16 protein-coding genes are annotated in these 18,463 nt (G+C 60.8%); 6 read left to right on the plus strand and 10 right to left on the minus strand.

Going from position 1 to position 18,463, the window contains the following annotated elements; genetic code table 11:
• Window positions 1-84 precede the first annotated feature (84 nt).
• From ACA062_RS11195 to ACA062_RS11205, 3 genes are all read right to left on the minus strand, one after another.
• Window positions 85-759 (minus strand): DUF3313 domain-containing protein, encoded by a 675-nt coding sequence (locus ACA062_RS11195; RefSeq protein ID WP_497456410.1) that lies wholly within the window; start codon window positions 757-759, stop codon window positions 85-87.
• A 47-nt stretch (window positions 760-806) separates the two neighbouring features.
• Complete coding sequence (locus ACA062_RS11200; RefSeq protein ID WP_497456411.1) at window positions 807-2,075, minus strand: OmpP1/FadL family transporter; 1,269 nt, start codon at window positions 2,073-2,075, stop codon at window positions 807-809.
• Window positions 2,076-2,144: 69 nt separating this feature from the next.
• On the minus strand, window positions 2,145-3,761 hold the full coding sequence (locus tag ACA062_RS11205; protein ID WP_497456412.1) for an arylsulfatase: 1,617 nt from the start codon (window positions 3,759-3,761) through the stop codon (window positions 2,145-2,147).
• 285 nt (window positions 3,762-4,046) lie between these two features.
• On the opposite strand from ACA062_RS11205, the gene ACA062_RS11210 reads away from it, so the two are divergent.
• From ACA062_RS11210 to ACA062_RS11220, 3 genes are all read left to right on the plus strand, one after another.
• A complete protein-coding gene (locus tag ACA062_RS11210) occupies window positions 4,047-4,865 on the plus strand; it encodes a DUF2092 domain-containing protein (protein ID WP_497456413.1) in 819 nt (272 codons plus the stop codon).
• A gap of 15 nt (window positions 4,866-4,880) precedes the next feature.
• Window positions 4,881-5,696 carry a hypothetical protein gene (locus tag ACA062_RS11215; RefSeq protein ID WP_497456414.1) on the plus strand — a complete coding sequence of 272 codons (816 nt, stop codon included), beginning with the start codon at window positions 4,881-4,883 and terminating at the stop codon, window positions 5,694-5,696.
• Between the two features lie 69 nt (window positions 5,697-5,765).
• Window positions 5,766-6,584: a transporter gene (locus ACA062_RS11220; protein ID WP_497456415.1), complete on the plus strand. Its 819-nt coding sequence runs from the start codon at window positions 5,766-5,768 to the stop codon at window positions 6,582-6,584.
• Between the two features lie 38 nt (window positions 6,585-6,622).
• Here the strand turns inward: ACA062_RS11220 and ACA062_RS11225 are convergent, their stop codons facing one another.
• The 6 genes from ACA062_RS11225 to ACA062_RS11250 form a co-directional block, all read right to left on the minus strand.
• Complete coding sequence (locus ACA062_RS11225; RefSeq protein ID WP_497456416.1) at window positions 6,623-7,078, minus strand: glycine zipper 2TM domain-containing protein; 456 nt, start codon at window positions 7,076-7,078, stop codon at window positions 6,623-6,625.
• A 228-nt stretch (window positions 7,079-7,306) separates the two neighbouring features.
• Window positions 7,307-8,893, minus strand: a complete 1,587-nt coding sequence (locus tag ACA062_RS11230; RefSeq protein WP_497456417.1) for a class I adenylate-forming enzyme family protein — start codon at window positions 8,891-8,893, stop codon at window positions 7,307-7,309.
• A gap of 39 nt (window positions 8,894-8,932) precedes the next feature.
• Window positions 8,933-9,709: an SDR family NAD(P)-dependent oxidoreductase gene (locus tag ACA062_RS11235; RefSeq protein ID WP_497456418.1), complete on the minus strand. Its 777-nt coding sequence runs from the start codon at window positions 9,707-9,709 to the stop codon at window positions 8,933-8,935.
• A gap of 73 nt (window positions 9,710-9,782) precedes the next feature.
• Complete coding sequence (locus ACA062_RS11240; RefSeq protein ID WP_497456419.1) at window positions 9,783-10,940, minus strand: acyl-CoA dehydrogenase family protein; 1,158 nt, start codon at window positions 10,938-10,940, stop codon at window positions 9,783-9,785.
• A 10-nt stretch (window positions 10,941-10,950) separates the two neighbouring features.
• A complete protein-coding gene (locus tag ACA062_RS11245) occupies window positions 10,951-12,198 on the minus strand; it encodes a thiolase family protein (RefSeq protein WP_497456420.1) in 1,248 nt (415 codons plus the stop codon).
• 34 nt (window positions 12,199-12,232) lie between these two features.
• Window positions 12,233-13,018, minus strand: coding sequence for an enoyl-CoA hydratase/isomerase family protein (locus tag ACA062_RS11250; RefSeq protein WP_497456421.1), 786 nt, complete (start codon window positions 13,016-13,018; stop codon window positions 12,233-12,235).
• Window positions 13,019-13,364: 346 nt separating this feature from the next.
• Here ACA062_RS11250 and ACA062_RS11255 point away from each other — a divergent pair, with 346 nt between their 5' ends.
• The 3 genes from ACA062_RS11255 to ACA062_RS11265 all read left to right on the plus strand — a co-directional run bounded on the left by ACA062_RS11255 (window position 13,365) and on the right by ACA062_RS11265 (window position 17,263).
• On the plus strand, window positions 13,365-14,807 hold the full coding sequence (locus tag ACA062_RS11255; RefSeq protein ID WP_497456422.1) for a coniferyl aldehyde dehydrogenase: 1,443 nt from the start codon (window positions 13,365-13,367) through the stop codon (window positions 14,805-14,807).
• Window positions 14,808-14,936: 129 nt separating this feature from the next.
• Window positions 14,937-16,715, plus strand: a complete 1,779-nt coding sequence (locus ACA062_RS11260) for an arylsulfatase (RefSeq protein ID WP_497456423.1) — start codon at window positions 14,937-14,939, stop codon at window positions 16,713-16,715.
• Entirely contained in the window at window positions 16,712-17,263 is a 552-nt protein-coding gene (locus ACA062_RS11265; protein WP_497456424.1) for a DUF2889 domain-containing protein, read from the plus strand. Before ACA062_RS11260 ends, ACA062_RS11265 begins: the two co-directional genes overlap by 4 nt.
• Window positions 17,264-17,323: 60 nt before the next feature.
• On the opposite strand, the gene ACA062_RS11270 is transcribed toward ACA062_RS11265, so the two are convergent.
• Window positions 17,324-18,433: a CaiB/BaiF CoA transferase family protein gene (locus tag ACA062_RS11270; RefSeq protein ID WP_497456425.1), complete on the minus strand. Its 1,110-nt coding sequence runs from the start codon at window positions 18,431-18,433 to the stop codon at window positions 17,324-17,326.
• Window positions 18,434-18,463: the final 30 nt, after the last annotated feature.

An 18,463-nucleotide genomic window follows, 5' to 3' on the forward strand; every position in this document is an offset into this window, starting at 1 on the left:
TCTGTTTCAGCGGACGGCGCGAAGCGCCGCCGCTGCCAGTGTCAGCTATAGGTCCAGGTTGTGTAAAAACGCATGCTCTGATTCTTACCGGATGAACGCCTGCAAATCGGTGCCCAGTTTATCGATCGCCGCTTTGAAATCCTGGGCGGTGATTTTCTGACTGGCGTTTGAAACCTGGCTGCCGAACACTTTACGCACCACTTTGGCCACGGTCTGGTTGTTGCTGGCGTCGATGAACTCGGCTTCGATGAACAGCGTGGTGTCCTGATCGCGATGGCCACTGGCAGCGGAAACGCTACCCACGACGGCGGCAACCGGAATCACCTCATACCACTTCATGCCTTCGTTTTCGGCATTCACCCCGGTGATCGCGGCGCGCATGATCAGGGTTTTTGAACCCTTCGGCGCTGATTTTTCGCTCGATACCACCTCGTATTTCTGCCCGAGCGTGTTTTTGGCTTTGCTGGTCATGTAGTTCTGTATTTCTTCCAGCGTCTGCCGATTCACCCGCTCGTTGGGCTGTGGCGCCGGGTAGAGTTCAAGCCGGTTGAATACCACGGTGTTATAGGCGTCGGGATTCCAGGAGGGGCTCACCCAGCGCATGGCTGTCTCGCCGCTGGTGGTGGTGACTTGCTGCAGGTTGTTGTAGTTGGACAGGAAGCCTGAATACTGCGCCTTTTCGGTGACTTTCGAGGTACAACCGCCTAGCAGCAGGCTGGCCAGTGCAGCGCCAATGAGCAATTTTCGGGACAGGTTCATGTGATGAGTGCTCCATGGATTGAGTCGTATTTTTTCGGTAGCAGGCGTCAGAAGCGCCAGGTCATGTTTCCGGTCACGGCTTGAACCCAGGCACTGTCGAACTGACCGGAAGTTCGAGTGCCCGACGTGGATTTGGTCTGGTCCACCGGCATGTCGCCGAGCCAGACCATGGCCCAGCTGACGTTGATGTCGGTGACCTTGTTCAGAGCATAGGTGGCCCCCGTCGCAATGCGCCAGGATTCGCCCATGGGCACGGTGAACGTGCGGTTGCCGTCCGAAACGGCGCTACTGTCATACGCGACGCCAACGTTCCACAACAGTTGCGCGGTGGCCTGGTATTGCGCGCCGAGCGCCAGTTGCCAAGTGTCCTTGAAGTGGGCGTCGACCGTGGTCGATTGGGCGCCGACCGCCGTGGTGTCGACCTGCACGGCGATATCGCCGAACTCTGACCAGTCCTGCCAGTTGACCGAAGCCAGAAACGCCCATTGCGGGTCGAGTTGCTGGAACAGGCTCAGGGTGGCGGTTTGCGGCACTGTCATGTCGAGTTTGGTATTGAGGCCATCGAGGCGCTGCAACAGAGGGCCATCGCCTTTTACGTCCAGCCCGTCTTCGAAGTCCAGATCGACCTTGCTGGTGTAGGCCAGGCCAATGCGGGTGCCGGGTTGCGGGGCGTAGATCACCCCGACATTCGCGCCAAACCCCCAATCGTTGTCTTTGTACTTGAACTGGCCGTCGCTGCGATCGCTGAGGCCGAAGGGGGAGCGGTCGATCGCGGTTTGCGCTTGCAGCATGCCGTACATGGCTTTCACGCCGAGGCCCACCGACCATTGCTCGTTAAAGCGGTAAGCCACGCTGGGCACAAACGACAAACCGGCGAGGCTGGCGTTCTGTGCGAAGTAGCGCCCGGACCAGTCGTTGTCGTAATTGGCCGCCAGGCCGAAGTCGCCGTAGTTGCCGAAACCGACGCTCCAGTGCTCATCCAGTTCATGGCTGATGAAGAAGCTGCCGCCGGGAATCGGGTCGAGGGCGTTGCCACTGCCAGTGCCCGTGCCGTTGGTGTCGGCATCGCGGTTGAAGGTCAGGTCGCCGTAGAGAATCTGCAATCCACCGGTGATTTGCGTGCCCGGCAGGTAGCTCATGCCCGCCGGGTTGCTGGCGATGGTCGAAGGGCCCTGCGCCCGGGCGGCGGCACCGGCGTTGGCCAGGCCAGCGTTATCCGTGCCGATTTCGTAGAGCAGGATGCCGCCCGCATGGGCCTGTTGGCAGCACAGCGCAAGCAGGGTCAAGGCGGGCAGGGCGGATGTTTTTATCTGCATGGGGTCACCTCAGCAACTGTCCGTCACGAACGCGGGTGGCCAGCGCTGGCCACCCGTGTACTCGATTGCTTATTTGGCCATCTCCGCCCGAGCCGCTGCGATCTTGGCTTTGACTGAATCGAGGTTGAAGCTCGCGCCTTTTTGCATCGGTGGATACTCGATCGCTGTTTCAGCCAGTTTGGCGACTTGTTGCTGGACAAACACGAAGCGCCAGAACTGGAACTTGAACCAGTCGAAGTACTGTTGGGAACCCTGAGCGGCCTGGTTTTCCGGCCAGCCCATACGCTCGAACGGATCGAGGCGAAGGTTGGTCAGGATCGGTACATCGACAGCGACTTTGGCCCCCATCCAGCCACCAGGCTGATCAATGAATCGGTACTTGTAGTCGTCAATCCGTACCGCGCCCAGCGCACTTTCGCCGAAGTAGAAGATTTCATGGCGGTTCGACGGGCCTTTGCCGGTGATCATCGGCGTCTGGTCATAGCCATCGAGATGAACCTTGTACGTTCTATCGCCCAGTTGCTTGCCCTTGAGCAGTTCGGTGGTGATGTTCGGGTTACCGGCCGCTGCAACGAGGGTTGGGAACCAGTCCATGCCGGACATGATACCGTTGGCAATCTGGTTAGCCGGCACCATACCAGGCCAACGAATGATCGCCGGTGCCCGGAAGCCACCTTCCATCACTGTGCCTTTGCCCATGGCAAACGGGGTGGTGCCGCCATCCGGCCAGGTAAAGTTTTCCGCACCGTTGTCAGTGGTGAAAATCACAATGGTGTTGTCATCCATGCCGTCTTTTTTCAGCTTGGCCATGACATCGCCGACGATGTCGTCAAGCTGCGCCATGCCGGCTTCCTGTTCCGACCAGCCATTTTGCGCATTGCGCATGGCTTCGTACTTGTCGGACAGGTGCGTGACGATGTGCATGCGGGTCGGGTTGAGCCAGAGGAAGAACGGTTTGTTGTCCTGCTTGGCCTTGTCCACAAAGGCAAACGCCTTGTCGCGAATTTCGTCGTCGACGGTTTTCATCCGGTCGGGATAGAGGGTGCCGGCGTCTTCGATCTTCTGTTTGCCGACCTTGCCCCAGCGTGGCATCACCGTTGAGTCATCCGTAGTCGTTGCCCAGCTGTGCACCATGTTGCGCGGCCCCACGGTCGCGAGCAGTTCCTGCGGATAGTTGGGGTGCGCCGGGTCTTCCATGGCGTCGAGGTGATAGAGGTAGCCGAAGAACTCGTCGAACCCGTGCACGGTGGGCAGGAACTCGTTCAAGTCGCCCAGGTGGTTTTTGCCGAACTGCCCGGTGGCGTACCCCATGGATTTCAGCGCGGTGGCGATGGTCACGGCTTCGGCAGGAATGCCGATGGGTGAACCGGCCTGACCGACCGTGGTCATCCCGGTACGGATCGGCAGTTCACCGGTAATGAAGTTGGCGCGCCCGGCCGTGCAACTGGCCTCGGCGTAATAGTCGGTAAAGCGCATGCCTTCGGCAGCAAGCTGGTCGAGGCTGGGTGTTCGACCGGCCATCATGCCCTGGTTGTAGACGCCGATATTGGACCAGCCAATATCGTCGCCCATGATCACCACAATGTTCGGGGGCGGTTTGTCAGCCGCCTGGGTCATGCCGGGGACAACCATTGCAGACAGCAGTATTGATAAAGCGAACGCCGAGGATAACGTGGTCCGGTTCATGTCGAGCTCCTGCGCACTAGCGAAAGTACCCTGTGAGAAGCCCCCCGACTGCTCTTGAAAATTGGATCCCCCGCGAAGAGAGTAGGTAGGAATTGTGGAATATCCAGTAATTAGTTCCCCCACCTTGTGTGGTTGTTTCATGGGGTTTACAGCCTGTTCGGCGATTCAGATGGTTGGTGACATCTCATCTAGAAAAGCTCGCGCGGAACGGAAAATTAATCCGTTGCGGTTTTACTTTCGCAGCTACGCTTAAAACCCTGACCTGATCTCTGCGGAGAGCAAGCGATGTCACACTTCTTACAGCATGTCCGGTTGTTCTCTCTCGGTTTGATCATAGGCTTGTTTGCTGCCCCCTTGTACGCGGCCCAAACCCCTGCCGTTGATGCTCCAGCGGTTCAACTGGAGCCCAAGGCGCTGGAAATCTTGAAGGCTATGAGCGCCAGGCTGGCGGGCACCCAAGGCATGAGTTTCAAGGCCATCACCACGTACGAGAAACCCAGCCGGCTGGGGCCACCGTTGGCCTATAACACCGTGGCACTCGTCAATGTGCAGCGGCCCGATCGCCTGCGCGTATTGACCTCGGGCGATGGCCCTGCGACCGAGTTCTACTACGACGGCAAGCAAGCCTATGCCTTTGAACCGAAGGAAAACCTGTTGGCCCAAGCAGAGGCACCTGCCACCATCGATGCGACCCTTGAGGCGGCTTACCAGCGCGCGGCAATCTATTTTCCCTTTACCGATGTCATCGTTGCCGATCCCTACAAGGATCTGGAAAGGGACATGCGCCTGGCGTTTTACATCGGTCAGTCCACGGTGGTCGGCGATACCACGACGGATGTGATTGCTTACGCCAATGACGTGGTGTTTGTGCAAGCCTGGATCGGCACGCAAGACAAGTTGCCGCGCATGTTGCGTGCGGTGTTTCGTGACGATCCGACCCAATCCCGGCATCAGGTCGCGTTCAGTGACTGGAAACTTGGCTCGGCGCTGTCTGCGGACTTCTTCAAGCCAGAGCACATCGAGAACGCACACAGGATTCAGTTTGCTCCGCCGCCAGACCTGCGCGCCCCGGAAGGGGTTAAAGCACCGCTCGCAACACCTTGAGCGAGGAGACTGAGCATGAACAGATCTACCTTGAAGTTCGCCGGCCTGTTAGTCGCGGCGCTTACCTGTAATCAAGCTGCGGCCTGGTCGCACGCTTCCAGCTTCGGACGCTCTTCCGGTGGCGGTGGCTCCTGGAGTCACTCCGGTGAATACGGTTCGGCTTCGGGCGGCGGTGGCAGTTGGAGTGGAGAAAGCAATCGAGGCGGTTCGGCGTCCGGCGGTAGTGGTAGTTGGAGCGGTTCAGGCTATCGCGGCGGCTCGGCCTCGGGTGGTGGCGGTAGTTGGAGCGGCAAAGACGAAAATGGCGGCACCGCCTCCGGTGGCGAAGGTTCGTGGCATGGCACTGGAGCCGAAGGTGGCACGGCCTCCGGTGGCGAGGGGACATGGCACGCCCAGGGTGAATATGGCGCCACTGCCAGCGGTTACCATGCGAACGGATATGGGACGACCGCCTACCATCCGGCAACTTACGGCACCAGCTACTACCACCCGCCGACCGCTGTTTATGCCAGCAGCGGCTGCTACAACTGCGGTTATAACGAGGGCGTCAATCCCGCCGCCGCTGCAGCGGCAGGCGTGGTGGCCGGCGCCGCTATCGCCACTGCGGCCAATCAGAATGCAAACAATAACGCCTACGGCGCAGGCTATAACGCGGGAATGACGGCCTCCGCACCGTCGACCATGCCCATGGGAACAACCTTTGTCAGCCTTCCCTCCGGATGTGGGCTGAGAACCGTTTCAGGCGGTACTTTTTACCAGTGCGCAAATTCGTGGGTGCGACCTGCCTACGGTGCCAACGGCGTTTTCTACACCGTAGTGCCGATGCCGTAATCAAGAGGGAGCAGCCATACAAGACTCGGTCACCGAGCGAGTGCAGTTGATTCCGTCGGGAGTTAAAACATGCTGATCAATCAACCGAGGTATCTGTTGCTCAGTTGCAGCGTTTGCCTTGCTCCTGTGGGGCTGGCCTTCGCGGAAGATTCTGCCGAACTGGCCAAAAAATCCCTCAACCCGATTGCGGCGATGTATAGCCTGCCGATCCAGTACACCTGGGACCAGAAGATGGGGTCGACGGGCGAGGGCATACACAGCGTGACCAATATCCAGCCGGTGTTGCCATTCGAATTGAACAGTGAGTGGAACCTGATTTCGCGCACGATTTTGCCGGTGATCGATCAGCATGGTCTGGCCCCGAATGGCGTGGCAGACAAGTCCGGTATCGGTGACGTGACCCAGAGCTTCTTCTTCTCCCCGAAAGCGCCGACGCACAGTGGCTGGATCCTTGGGGGCGGGCCGGCGATCCTGATTCCCACCGGCAGCGACAGCTTGTTGAGCAGTCGCCAATGGGGACTGGGTCCCACGGTGGTGGCACTGAAGCAATCGAACGGCTGGACCCGAGGCATTCTGGCCAACCATATCTGGAGCCTGGACGGTGAGGGGTCAAATGGCGCGCAGAAGGTTAACCAGACATTCCTGCAACCGTTCCTGTCGTACACCACCGCCACCTACACCACCTTCGGAATCAACACCGAGTCGATTTACAACTGGCAAACCAGGGAGTGGGCCGTCCCGGTGAATGCGACGGTCACCCAACTGCTGAAACTGGCGGGGCAACCGTTGACGATTCAGCTCGGGCCGCGTTACTGGGCCGACAGCCCGCAAGACGGTGCCCGAGGCTGGGGCGTACGGGCGGCAGTGACGTTTTTGTTCCCCAAGTGAGGGCGGGGGCTGTTCGGAGATTGTTCTGCTTGCGCGGTCTAGCTTTGCGGAACAACCCGGGCGTCGTTCCCGGTGCCTTCGATGTAAACGTTCATGCCTTTGCTTAGCGCAGGGTTGATCGGCTGAGTCACCGATACCAGCACACCACTTCTCACCCGAACGATGATCTGTTGCGCTTCCTTGGGCTGGTCATATTTTTTCTTTTCTACGTAGTTACCACCGGCTGCGCCGGCAAGGGCACCGGCTACCATGGCGACATCCCGCCCCGTGCCGCTGCCGATCAGACTGCCGATACCGACGCCGGCGAGCCCGCCAAGAATGGCCCCGACCCCGCTGTCGTGATTGGTCTGCATTTGTGTGAGCACGATCTGTTCGATCTTGCCCGAGCGAATCTCCGTCTCGCCAGGGCCCCCGCTGCCGGCTCCTACGGTGGCACAGGCACTGACCACCAGACTTGCCAGTACGATCGTCAGCCAGGAAAAAGTAGTTTTCATTGCCGAACTCCATCATCCAGGGAATCGGTTGATTCAAACGCATCGCATCACGTGAGAAAAAATCCTAGCACAAGGTTTTCCAGGCACATGGACATTCCCGCGAGCCCATCACCGCCGAGGATTTCAAGGCGGCGATCAGGGGCATGACCAGCGATATGCGCACGCTTATGATGTAGAGGCTGTGCGCAGGTCAGCGCCTGCTCCAGCGAGCAGACGCTGTACCGAACTTCAACTGATCTTGCGCAACGAACCCTGCCAGTACTTTTCCCGCACCTGCCGGCGCAACACTTTGCCAACCACCGATGTCGGCAGTTCATCGACAAACACCAGCGACTTCGGTGCCTTGTAGCCGCCCAGTCGAGTGCGGGTTTGTGCGATCAACTCTTCTGAAGTCACCGTTTCACCCTGACGCAGGATCACTTCGGCGTGCACGGCTTCACCCCATTCCGGGTGCGGAATGCCGACCACTGCTGCCATCAGCACCGACGGGTGCGCCGCCAGCGCGGCCTCGACTTCCACTGCATAGACATTGAAACCGCCGCTGATGATCATGTCCTTGAGCCGGTCAACGATGTATAGGTAGCCATCGCCGTCGATGTACCCCAGATCGCCGGACTTCCACGCGCCGTCGGCGAATTCCGCCGCCGTTGCTTCCGGGTTCTCGTAGTAACCCTTGATGATGGCTTTGCAGCGAATGCGGATTTCACCGGTTTCGCCAACGGCGAGCGGGTTACCGTCGGGGTCGGCGATGAACACTTCGACACCGGGGGTAGGGCGACCGGCCGATGACAAATGCTGCAACGCAGCGGCATCGCCGGGTTGGTGAGCAGCCTTGTCCAGCGATGCGATGATCATCGGCGCTTCGGTGGCGGCGTAGCCCTGGACGAAAATCTGCCCGAAACACGCGACCAGTTCGCCGAGCTTGTCCGGGCTCATGGGCGCCGCGCCGTAGATCAACGTGGTCAGGGACGAGAAATCCTTCGGGTCAGCGCGCTGCAATTCCAGCAAGCGGTACAGCACGGTCGGCACCAGGAACGAATGGGTGACACGCTCGCTTTCGACGATCTGCCGCCAACTTTCCATGTCCAGCTGGTTCAGGGTGATGTTGCTGCCACCGCCGTAGACCGTGGGGAAGAACAGCATAATCGTGCCGTGGGACAACGGCGAGACATGCAGCAGTCGGGTGGCGCTGGACAACCCCAGATCGGTGTTGATGAACGCCGCATCACGACAGGCCATCCAGTTGTCGATGGAGTACATCGCGCACTTGCCCTTGCCGGTGGTGCCACCGGTGAAGCGCAACATGCAGATGTGTTGGTCGGTATCGAGGGTCACGTCGTTGTCGAGATCGGACGCCGCCTCCACCAACGGCCAGAAACTGTGCACACCGGGGAGGGCACTTTGTTCGGCGGTGGGCGGGTCCATCACCACGATCTCGCAACCACGACTGCGCAGCATGCCGTAGTAGTTGTCCAGCAGGCGGGTTTCGAGAAACACCAGCCGGGGTTTGACCAGGTCGATCTGCCGTGCGTGCTCGTCGAGCGGGTCGCGCAGGTTGGTCATGACCACCGTGCCTTCCTGCTTGAAGGTACTGGGAAACATCATCAGGCTGAGGTTGTCGTTTTCCAGGATCAGCATGAAACGTTCGCCCATGCGTACTTGCAGCGTGGTACGCAGGACGTCGGCGATACGGTTGGTCAGCAGGTGGTATTGCTCGTAGGTGAAACGCCGGTTGCGCTCGACGTTGACGATCGCTTCCTGATCGCGATGACGCAGCGCGAGCAAGCGCATGACCCGGCAAAAATTCATTTTCATGGTGGATGCTCTAATGGCTCAAGAAGATCGCAACGCCGATTACCGGGCGCGCATGCGCGACGCGGCATCGAGGCGGATGGTTTCGCCGTTGATGTAGGCGTTCTCGATCAGGAAGGCGCAGCAATGGGCAAACTCGCGCATGTCGCCCAGGCGCTTGGGTGCTTCCATTTGTTCTTTCAGCGAGCTCAAGATTTTCTCGTCCAGACCGGCAACCATGGTGGTCAGGAACAGGCCCGGCGCAATGGCGTTGACTCGCACACCGATTGCACCCAGTTCACGGGCGGCAGGCATGTTCAGGCCAATGACCCCCGCCTTGGTGGCGGCGTAGGCGCACTGACCGACCTGGCCTTCATACGCGGCACCGGATGACACGTTGATCACCACGCCGCGCTCTTCGCCGGCTTCGGCTTCGTTGTTGGCCATGTGCTCGGCGCACTTGGACATGACGTTGAACACGCCATTGAGGTTGATCGCCGTGGCCTGGGCGAAACGCGCCAGCGGCGCAGCCTTGCCTTCCTTGCCCAGCACTTTGAAACCGGTCGGCACGGCGGCGCCATTGATGCACACGTGAATCGCGCCGAATCTGGCAATGACTGCATCGACCGCGTTCTGCACCGAGGCTTCGTCGCTGACGTCGGTCTGCACGAACATCGCCCGATCCGCGCCAATGTCGGCCACGGCGTTTTCGCCGGCTGCGATGTTCAGGTCGAAAATCGCCACGCGGGCGGCTTTTTCTTCAACCAGGTAATGCGCGGTCGCCAGGCCCAGGCCCGATGCACCGCCAGTGATTACAACGACTTTGTCTTGAATACGCATGAAAGTGTCCTTGTTCGCTGCCCGGCACCCTAGGTGCCGGGTTGTTGTTTTTAGGTGTCGAACGGGCGGCTGATCAGAACGCGTTGACCCCGGTCAGGGCGCGGCCAATGATCAGTTGCTGGATCTGGGTGGTGCCTTCCGGAATCGGCACGATGATCGCTTCGCGAGCGAGTTTCTCGACCAGGAAATCGGTGGTCACGCCAGCGCCGCCGTGGATCTGTACCGCCTGACGGGCGATGGTCACCGCTGCTTCGCAGGCGAAGTACTTGGCCATGGCCGCTTCCATTTCTGCCGGAATGCCGGCACCGATCATCTCGGCGGCGCGGTAGGTCAACAGGCGGGCGGCGTCGACGTTGGTAGCCATTTCCGCGAGCATCGCGCTGATCAACTGGTGACCGGCGATCAACTTGCCGTGCTGCTTGCGCTCCTTGGCGTAACGCACCGCTTCTTCCAGTGCGCGGCGGCCGATGCCCAGGCCTTGCGCCGCCACAAACACCCGTGAACGCTCGAAGAACGACAGGGTGTTTTTCAGGGCTTCGCCTTCCTTGCCAATGATGTTGCTGGCCGGCACCCGCACGTCGTTGAGGAATATCTGCGCGGTGGACTGGCTGTTCCAGGCGATCTTGTGGATGTTCTGTACTTCGTACGGATGTTCTTTACGGTCCAGCAGAAAGTGCGTCAGGCCTTTGCGCGGGTCATCGCCGGTGCGGCAGGTGCAGATCAGGAAGTCCGAGTAGGAACCGTTGCTGATCCAGGTTTTCTCGCCGTTGATGATGAAGTCATCACCGTCGCGACGGGCGCGGGTCTTGATTTCCAGCACATTGGAGCCGACGTCCGGCTCCGAGATGGCGACGCTGACGAACAGGTCGCCGCTGATCAGGCCCGGCAGGTAGCGCTCGCGCAGGTGATCCGGGGCGAGTTTTTCCAGCATCTGCGCGCCGAAGGAGTTGATGACCACCGGCGTCGACAGGTCCACCGAGCACGCGGCGACTTCTTCGAAGAGCATGATCATGGTCGGCCAGTCCAGACCGAGGCCGCCGTGCTCTTCGCTGACGGCACCGGAGATCATGCCGAACTCGGTGAGCTGGCGCATGATCTCGGCCATTTTTTCACGCGGGATAAATTTGTCGCGGTATTCCTTGTTGAACACCGGGTCGATCTTGTCGGCCAGGAAGCGACGGAAACTCTCGACGGCTTCGAGTTGTTCCGGGGTGCGCATGACGTGTCCCATAGGGTTCTCCTTAAATGTTCTTGTTGGCGAGAATGTTGACGGCGACCACGGCTTCTTCGATGCCGAACAGGCCACCGCCGTTTTCCTGAATGGCAATGCGCGCACCTTCGACCTGGCGCTTGCCGGCTTCGCCGCGCAGTTGCGTGACCAGTTCATGGATCTGCCCCAGACCGGTAGCACCGATCGGGTGGCCCTTGGATTCGAGGCCGCCGGACGGGTTGATCGGCATGCGGCCGCCGACGGTGAAATCACCGCGCTCGGCCGCCGGGCCGCCTTCGCCGAACGGCACCAGCATCAGCGATTCGGCGTTGAGGATTTCGCCGATGGCCGAGGCGTCATGGACTTCGGCGACGTCGACGTCGGATGGATTGATACCGGCCTGGGCATAGGCTTTTTTCGCCGCCAGATGCGCGACGATTTTTTCCGGCTCATCCAGGCCACGGTTGCTGCCGGTCTGCACCACGCTGGCGAGTACACGAACGGCGCGGGCGCCGGCGTTTTTCAAGCGCTTCAGGCCGTCGGCGTTGCACAGCACCACGGCGGCGGCGCCGTCGCTGATCGGCGAGCACATCAGGGTGGTCAGCGGGTAGCAGATCGGTGGCGAGGCCAGCACTTCGTCGATGCTGAAGGCTTGCTGGAACTGCGCGAGGGGGTTGTGTACCGAGTGCTGGTGATTCTTTGCTGCGACGGCAGCGATCTGCCGTTGCGTGGTGCCGTAACGCAGCATGTGGTTGCGGCAGATCGCGGCATACACATCCATGAACACGCTGTAAGGACGCTCGGAAACGGTACCCGGCGGCGGAACGATGCCTTCGCCCATGGCCAGCAGGGTGCGCTTGTTCTGCTCAACGGTGGACACGTCCCAACCGCCATCGAACACGGCAAACATCTTCGCCTTGTCCGGGATGTTCATCTTCTCGGCGCCGACTGCCAGAGCGATGTCGCACTGACCCGCACGCAAGGCGAGGGTGGCGAGATTGAACGCCGAGGAGCCAGACGCGCAGGCGTTCTCCACCGAGAACACCGGGACGCCTTCGATGCCGATGCGGCGCATGGCGATCGGGCCCGGAATACCGGTCTGGCCCTGCAACAGGCCGTTGGTCATGGTGCTGTAATACACCGAGCCGACGTCAGCGGTGGTGGCGCCGGCATCCTTCAACGCCAGGCCGACGGCCTCGTCGACCATGTCGTAGACGCTGCGCTCCAGCAATCGGCCAAACGGCGTCATGCCAACGCCTACTACGTAGATATCGTTCATTGTCTGTTCCTGCTGATTTCTGGGACGTGGCGGCCTAGCGGCCCTTGAAGTTCGGTGCGCGTTTTTCGCCAAAGGCCTGCAAGCCTTCCTGGAAATCGGCGGTGCGCAGGTGCTGGCGCAACATCACTTGCTCGTGCTGCAAGGCGTCGTCGCGGGACTTGTCGGCGGAGGCACGGGCCACTTCTTTCATGCGCCGTAGGGCGATCGGGCTCTTTTTGGCAATCTGATTGGCCAAGGCCAGGGCGGCGCCTTCGAGTTCGGCGTCAGCGTGGACTTCACACACCAGGCCGTAGACTTTCATTTCCGTGGCTGAAAGGGATTTGCCGGTCATCAGCAGGTACATCGCCATGTTCAACGGGATCAGTCGTGGCAGGACCGCCGCGCCGCCAGCGCCGGGGTAAACGCCGAAGTTGGCGTGGGCGTCGGCGAGGGTCGCGGTGTGTGCCGCCACTACGATGTCGGCGCACATGGCCAGTTCAAGGCCACCGGCCATGGTCACGCCGTTCAGGGCCGCGATCACGGGTTTAGGGAAATTGCGCAGATGGCCGAAGACCTGATTGGCACGGTCGAGGAAGTCGGCTTCGCCGGCGGGCAGGCTGGTGCCGGCCAGCACTTCCTTCAGATCGGCACCGGCGCAGAAGGCCGGACCGTTGCCGGTGAGGATGACCACGCGCAGTTCGTCATTGAGCGCAACGTCGGTGAGGCAGCGTTCCAGCTCGGCGAGTGTCGCCAGGTTCAGCGCGTTCATGGCCCGGGGCCGGTTGAGCGTCAGGCGCGCCACCGGGCCGACGATTTCATACAACAAGACATCTTCACTCATGACAACTCCCCTTTATTGTTAGTCGCGCTGTTGGCGTAGTTGATGAGCCGATAGTAGGAATGCCGTCGAGGGCGGCGCAGGTCATTGCAACGAAAGCGCTTGTCCGCTGGAGAAAAAAGAGGGGCGCGAAAGCGAGATCAAGATCAAAAGATCGCAGCCTGCGGCAGCTCCTACATGGAGTGTTCCCCTGTAGGAGCTGTCGAGTGAAACGAGGCTGCGATCTTTTGATCTGCCAGGATCTGCATCTGTTGCGCCAAAGACTGGAAAAAGGGTCCAGATGACCGGCGCGCCGGGCGGGCGATGCGCACCATCGGGTGATAACAATCATCAGCACCCAAGGAACGTCATGGCCAGCAGCCAACACCTCGATGCCCACGTGACCATCGCTCGCATGCAGGACGTGCTTGCACGCCAACAGGCAGCCTTCATTGTCGACGGACCGCCCTCGGCCGCATTACGCATCGATCGCATCGACCGGGTCATTGCCCTGGTATTGGAGAATCAGCAGGCGTTGTGTGAGGCACTGGCTACGGATTTCTCGTGGCGTTCCCATGATCATTCGCTGATGAGCGATGTGCTGCTGCCGGTGGCCGGGCTCAAATACGCGCGCAAGCGTGTGCAGCGATGGATGAAGCCTGAACGGCGAACTCCGGAAATGGGCGCTGGATGGCTGGGTGCCAAGGCCGAAATTCGCTTCCAGCCCCTAGGCACGATCGGCATCATGGCGCCGTGGAATTTCCCGGTGGCCATTGCATTGGGACCGTTGGCCGAAGCGTTTGCCGCGGGTAACCGGGCGATGATCACGTTATCGGAATTCACCCCGGCGACCGCTGCATTGCTGATCGAGTTAGTGGCGCGGTATTTCGCCGACACCGAGGTCGCGGCGTTTGTCGGTGGCGCGGAAGTTGGCGCGGCGTTCTCCGCTTTGCCTCTGGACCACATCATCTTTACCGGCAGTCCAAGGGTCGGGCGCCTGGTGATGGCGGCCGCTGCGCAAAACCTGACACCGCTGACCCTGGAGCTGGGCGGCAAGTCGCCGACGATCATCGGTCGCGGCGCCGATCTCGATGATGCCGCGCGGCGCATCTGGGGCGGCAAGGGCGTCAGCGCCGGGCAAGCCTGCATCGCTCCGGATTACGTGTTGGTGCATGAAGACGACCTCGAACGGTTGCTGGCCAGCATGCAGGTCGAGCTGCGCAAGATGTTCCCGACTCTGCGTGACAATCCCGATTACACCGCCATGGCCACCCCTGGCCAATATCAGCGACTGCAAACCTATCTGACCGATGCCCAGGCGCGGTGCGTGCGTTGCATCGAGGTCAACCCGGCCCGGGAAGAACTCGCCAGCGTGCGCAAGATCGCACCGACGCTGTTGGTGGATCCGCCCGAGCAGGCACTGGTGATGCAGGAAGAACTCTTCGGGCCGCTGCTGCCGATTCGCGGGTACCGATCCATCGACGAGGCCATCGCCTACATCAACGCACGACAGCGTCCGTTGGCGTTGTACTACTTTGGCAATGACCGCGCCGAGGCGAAAAAAGTGCTCGACCTAACCTCTTCGGGGGGGGCGTGCATCAACGAAGTCATGCAGCATATTTTCCAGAGCGACCTGCCGTTTGGCGGCTGTGGAAATTCGGGTTTCGGTCGCTATCGCGGTGGTGATGGATTCAAGGCATTCAGCTTGCAGCGCGCCGTATTCACACCGCCGCGCTGGGATGTCATGGGCCTGCTGCGGCCGCCCTACGGCAAGCTGTTTCGGCGGGTGATGGGGTTTTTGTTGAAACCATGAGGCTGCCAAAAGATCGCAGCCTGCGGCAGCTCCTACATTGACCGGGTCGAACATACATCCCCTGTAGGAGCTGCCGCAGGCTGCGATCTTTTGATCTTGATTTTCGCCACCAAGCAGAGGAACCCATAAATGGTCCCATTGAAACCGTTCGTCATGACTCTATGCTGCCTGGCATTCGCCCCACAATCTTTCGCCACCCCTAAACGCCCGAACATCGTGGTACTGGTTGCCGACGATTGGGGCTACAGCGATGTCGGCTCGTTCGGCAGCGAAATCGCTACGCCGAACATCGACACCCTGGCCCGCGAAGGCGTGCGTTTTGCCGATTTCCACGTCACCGCCTCCTGCTCGCCGACCCGCTCGATGCTGCTGACCGGCGTCGACAATCACCGCAACGGCGTCGGCAACATGCCGGAAACCATGCCCGCCGAACACCTGGGCAAGCCCGGCTACAGCGGCGTGCTCAACGACAACGCAATCACCGTGGCCAGCCTGCTCAAGGACAGCGGTTATCACACCTACATCACCGGCAAGTGGCACTTGGGCAAGACACCCGACACCTTGCCGAACAACCGGGGCTTCGAGCGTTCGTTCATCCAGGCCGACAGCGGCTCGGACAACTGGGAAGAGCGGCCTTACGCGCCGCTGTACGACAAGGCGGCCTGGTTCGAGAACGGCCAGCCGGCGCACCTGCCCAAGGACTATTACTCCTCGACCTTTATCGTCGACAAGGCCATGGATTACATCGCGGCGGATCGGCAGGACGGCCAGCCGTTTTTTGCCTACCTCGGGTTTCAGGCCAATCACATCCCGGTCCAGGCGCCCAAGGCCATCATCGACCACTACCGTGGCCGCTATGACGAAGGCTGGGCGGCGCTGCGCAAGGCCCGTCGGGATCGCACGGTGGAACTGGGGCTGATTCCGGCCGGGGCCGGGATGCAGACGATGACCAGCACCGCTGACTGGGATGCGCTGAGTGATCAGGAAAAACGCTACGAAGCGCGGCGCATGGAAGTCTATGCCGGCATGGGCGAAACCATGGACCTGGAAATCGGCCGCCTGATCGCCCATCTGAACGCCACTGGCGACTACGACAACACGGTGTTTGTGTTCCTCTCCGATAACGGCAGCGAGCCGACCAACCCCTACGACATCCTCGCCCTGAAGATGTGGCTGGAGGTTAAGTACTCCCGCGACATCGACCGTTTGGGCGGTAAAGGCGGGTTCTCCAGCATCGGCCCGAGTTGGGCCAGCGCGGCGGCAGCACCGTTGAGCGGCTACAAGTTTTTTGCCGGGGAGGGCGGGTTGCGTACACCGCTGATCGTTTCCGGAGTGCCGGGCATCCAGGCCAATCAGATTTCCAGGACCTTCAGCCACGTCACCGACATCGTCCCGACGTTGCTGGAAGTGGCCGGCGTACACCCTCACGACGGCCATTACCAGGGCAAAGCCGTCGAGCCATTGATCGGCAGCAGTCTGCTGCCAGTGTTGCAAGGCCGCTCCGAGCGGGTGCACCCCGAGGATCAGGCGATCGGGTATGAACTGTCCGGCAGTGCCGCGTTGTTCAAGGGCGACTACAAACTGGTGAAAAACCTCAAGCCGGTTGGCGATGAACAGTGGCACCTCTACAACATCGCCACCGACCCCGGCGAAGTGATCGACTTGCAGCAGCAGATGCCAGAGCGCTTGCGGGGCATGCAGGCTGACTACGCCGAGTACGCGCGCATCAACGGTGTGCTGCCGATGCCGGCAGGATACGACTACAAGCGTCAGGGCCAGTTGTACGCCTTGGAGCATGTGCTCGTTCCGAAACTCAAGGCCGCCGCGCCGCCATCCATGGCGGTGTTGGTGCTGTTGGTTGGCGCGCTGGTGTGGCGCCGTCGTCGCAAAAAGGGTGCGCAATCATGATTGACGAAGTGGATGAGTGGGGCCGCCGGTTGATTCACCGGCGCAAGGTCGAATGCCAAGGCTTTTTACGCGCCGATGGGCTTTGGGACATTGAAGGTCGATTGAGTGACAACAAGACCCATCCGGTGACCCTCGCCGAAGGGCGCATCGTGGCGGCGGGGCAGACCTATCATGGCATGCTGATTCGGTTGACCCTGGACGATGATTTCATCGTGCGCGAAGTGCATGTGGCCATGCCCGACGTGCCCACCAGCGAGTGTCGCGGTGCGATGTCGGCCTATGAAAAGCTTATTGGGGAGCGGATCGGGCCGGGGTTTTCGCGACGGATCAAGGAACTGTTCGGTGGAATCGGTGGGTGCGTGCATTTGACCGAATTATTGTTACCGATCGCGACCACGGCGTTTCAGACCATTCCAATGGCCCGGGCCATGGTTGCGCCGCGCACGGCAGAAGATGCCGAAGCGTATCGCAATGCCACCGGCCGGTTGATCAATACCTGTCATGCGTTGCGAGAGGACAGCCCCGTCGCAGTATTCCTCAAGAAATAACCACCCCCCTGTGTAGGAGCAGCCTCGTTTCACTCGACAGCTCCTACACAGGGGGGGGAGTTAGGTGTTTTGGAGGTGAATGCCTGCTCTTTGCAGAATTTGTGCAGTGTGTTCGCCGCGCTTGGGCACTTGCCCCGCGGTAGAAGGCGTCGCTGAAAACCGCGGTGCCGGCGCGGCTTGCAGCACACCGTCCTTACGTGAATACACAGCACGTTCGGCCATGTGCGGATGCTTCATGGCTTCAGCTGGCGTCAGCACCGGCGCGAAACAGGCATCGCTGCCTTCCAGCAATTCGATCCAGTGCTGGCGGGGCTGGCTGGCGAACACCGCCGCCAGGCGCTCACGCAAGGTGCCCCACAGGCGCGGGTCATAGGGGCTCTTGAAGTCCGGGTCATCACCCAGCCCGAGCTTGTTGAACAGCAAGGCGTTGAACTGTGGCTCAAGCGCTTGCACGCTGACGAACAACCCATCGGCACATACGTAAGTGCGGCCCCAATGCGCGCCGTCGAGCAGACCGCAACCGCGTTCCAGCGGTTGTTGACCGGCGGAGTGCGCCGACAGCAACAGGTTCATGAGGTTGGCGCTGCCATCGACAATCGCCGCGTCGACCACCTGGCCGACGCCGTTGGTGCTGGCATTGATGATCCCGGCCAGAATGCCCATCGCCAGGTACAGCGCGCCGCCGCCCAGATCACCGACCAGGGTGGGCGGTGCCATCGGTGGTTGGCCAGCTTCGCCGCTGAACCACAAAGCTCCGGACAGGGCGATGTAGTTGAGGTCGTGGCCGGCCGCTTGTGCCAGTGGGCCTTGCTGACCCCAACCGGTCATGCGCCCGTAGACCAGGCGCGGATTGCGCGCCAGGCAGACGTCGGGGCCGAGCCCCAGGCGTTCCATGACGCCGGGACGCATGCCTTCGATCAGCGCGTCGGCGCCTTCGATCAGGCGCAACACCGCTTCGATGGCTTCGGGGTCCTTGAGGTCCAGCGCTATCGACTGCTTGCCGCGATTGACGATGGCGTGCTTGCCCAGGTCGAGCATGTCGGCGCCCTGGGTGCCGGCGCGTTCGACCAGGATCACCTCGGCGCCCATGTCGGCCAGCAACATGCCGCAAAACGGCCCCGGCCCGATGCCAGCGATTTCGACGATACGAACGCTGTCCAGTACTCCCATGCGAGTGCTCCTTTGGATCAACAGAAAATA

Source organism: Pseudomonas sp. LBUM1679, from assembly GCF_059695565.1.

Coding starts and splice junctions, on each gene's coding strand:
- ACA062_RS11220 (WP_497456415.1), top strand. CDS start 5,766: ATGCTGATCAATCAACCGAGGTATCTGTTGCTCAGTTGCAGCGTTTGC.
- ACA062_RS11225 (WP_497456416.1), bottom strand. CDS start 7,078: ATGAAAACTACTTTTTCCTGGCTGACGATCGTACTGGCAAGTCTGGTG.
- ACA062_RS11210 (WP_497456413.1), top strand. CDS start 4,047: ATGTCACACTTCTTACAGCATGTCCGGTTGTTCTCTCTCGGTTTGATC.
- ACA062_RS11205 (WP_497456412.1), bottom strand. CDS start 3,761: ATGAACCGGACCACGTTATCCTCGGCGTTCGCTTTATCAATACTGCTG.
- ACA062_RS11270 (WP_497456425.1), bottom strand. CDS start 18,433: ATGGGAGTACTGGACAGCGTTCGTATCGTCGAAATCGCTGGCATCGGG.
- ACA062_RS11235 (WP_497456418.1), bottom strand. CDS start 9,709: ATGCGTATTCAAGACAAAGTCGTTGTAATCACTGGCGGTGCATCGGGC.
- ACA062_RS11265 (WP_497456424.1), top strand. CDS start 16,712: ATGATTGACGAAGTGGATGAGTGGGGCCGCCGGTTGATTCACCGGCGC.
- ACA062_RS11250 (WP_497456421.1), bottom strand. CDS start 13,018: ATGAGTGAAGATGTCTTGTTGTATGAAATCGTCGGCCCGGTGGCGCGC.
- ACA062_RS11260 (WP_497456423.1), top strand. CDS start 14,937: ATGGTCCCATTGAAACCGTTCGTCATGACTCTATGCTGCCTGGCATTC.
- ACA062_RS11230 (WP_497456417.1), bottom strand. CDS start 8,893: ATGAAAATGAATTTTTGCCGGGTCATGCGCTTGCTCGCGCTGCGTCAT.
- ACA062_RS11255 (WP_497456422.1), top strand. CDS start 13,365: ATGGCCAGCAGCCAACACCTCGATGCCCACGTGACCATCGCTCGCATG.
- ACA062_RS11240 (WP_497456419.1), bottom strand. CDS start 10,940: ATGGGACACGTCATGCGCACCCCGGAACAACTCGAAGCCGTCGAGAGT.
- ACA062_RS11195 (WP_497456410.1), bottom strand. CDS start 759: ATGAACCTGTCCCGAAAATTGCTCATTGGCGCTGCACTGGCCAGCCTG.
- ACA062_RS11200 (WP_497456411.1), bottom strand. CDS start 2,075: ATGCAGATAAAAACATCCGCCCTGCCCGCCTTGACCCTGCTTGCGCTG.
- ACA062_RS11245 (WP_497456420.1), bottom strand. CDS start 12,198: ATGAACGATATCTACGTAGTAGGCGTTGGCATGACGCCGTTTGGCCGA.
- ACA062_RS11215 (WP_497456414.1), top strand. CDS start 4,881: ATGAACAGATCTACCTTGAAGTTCGCCGGCCTGTTAGTCGCGGCGCTT.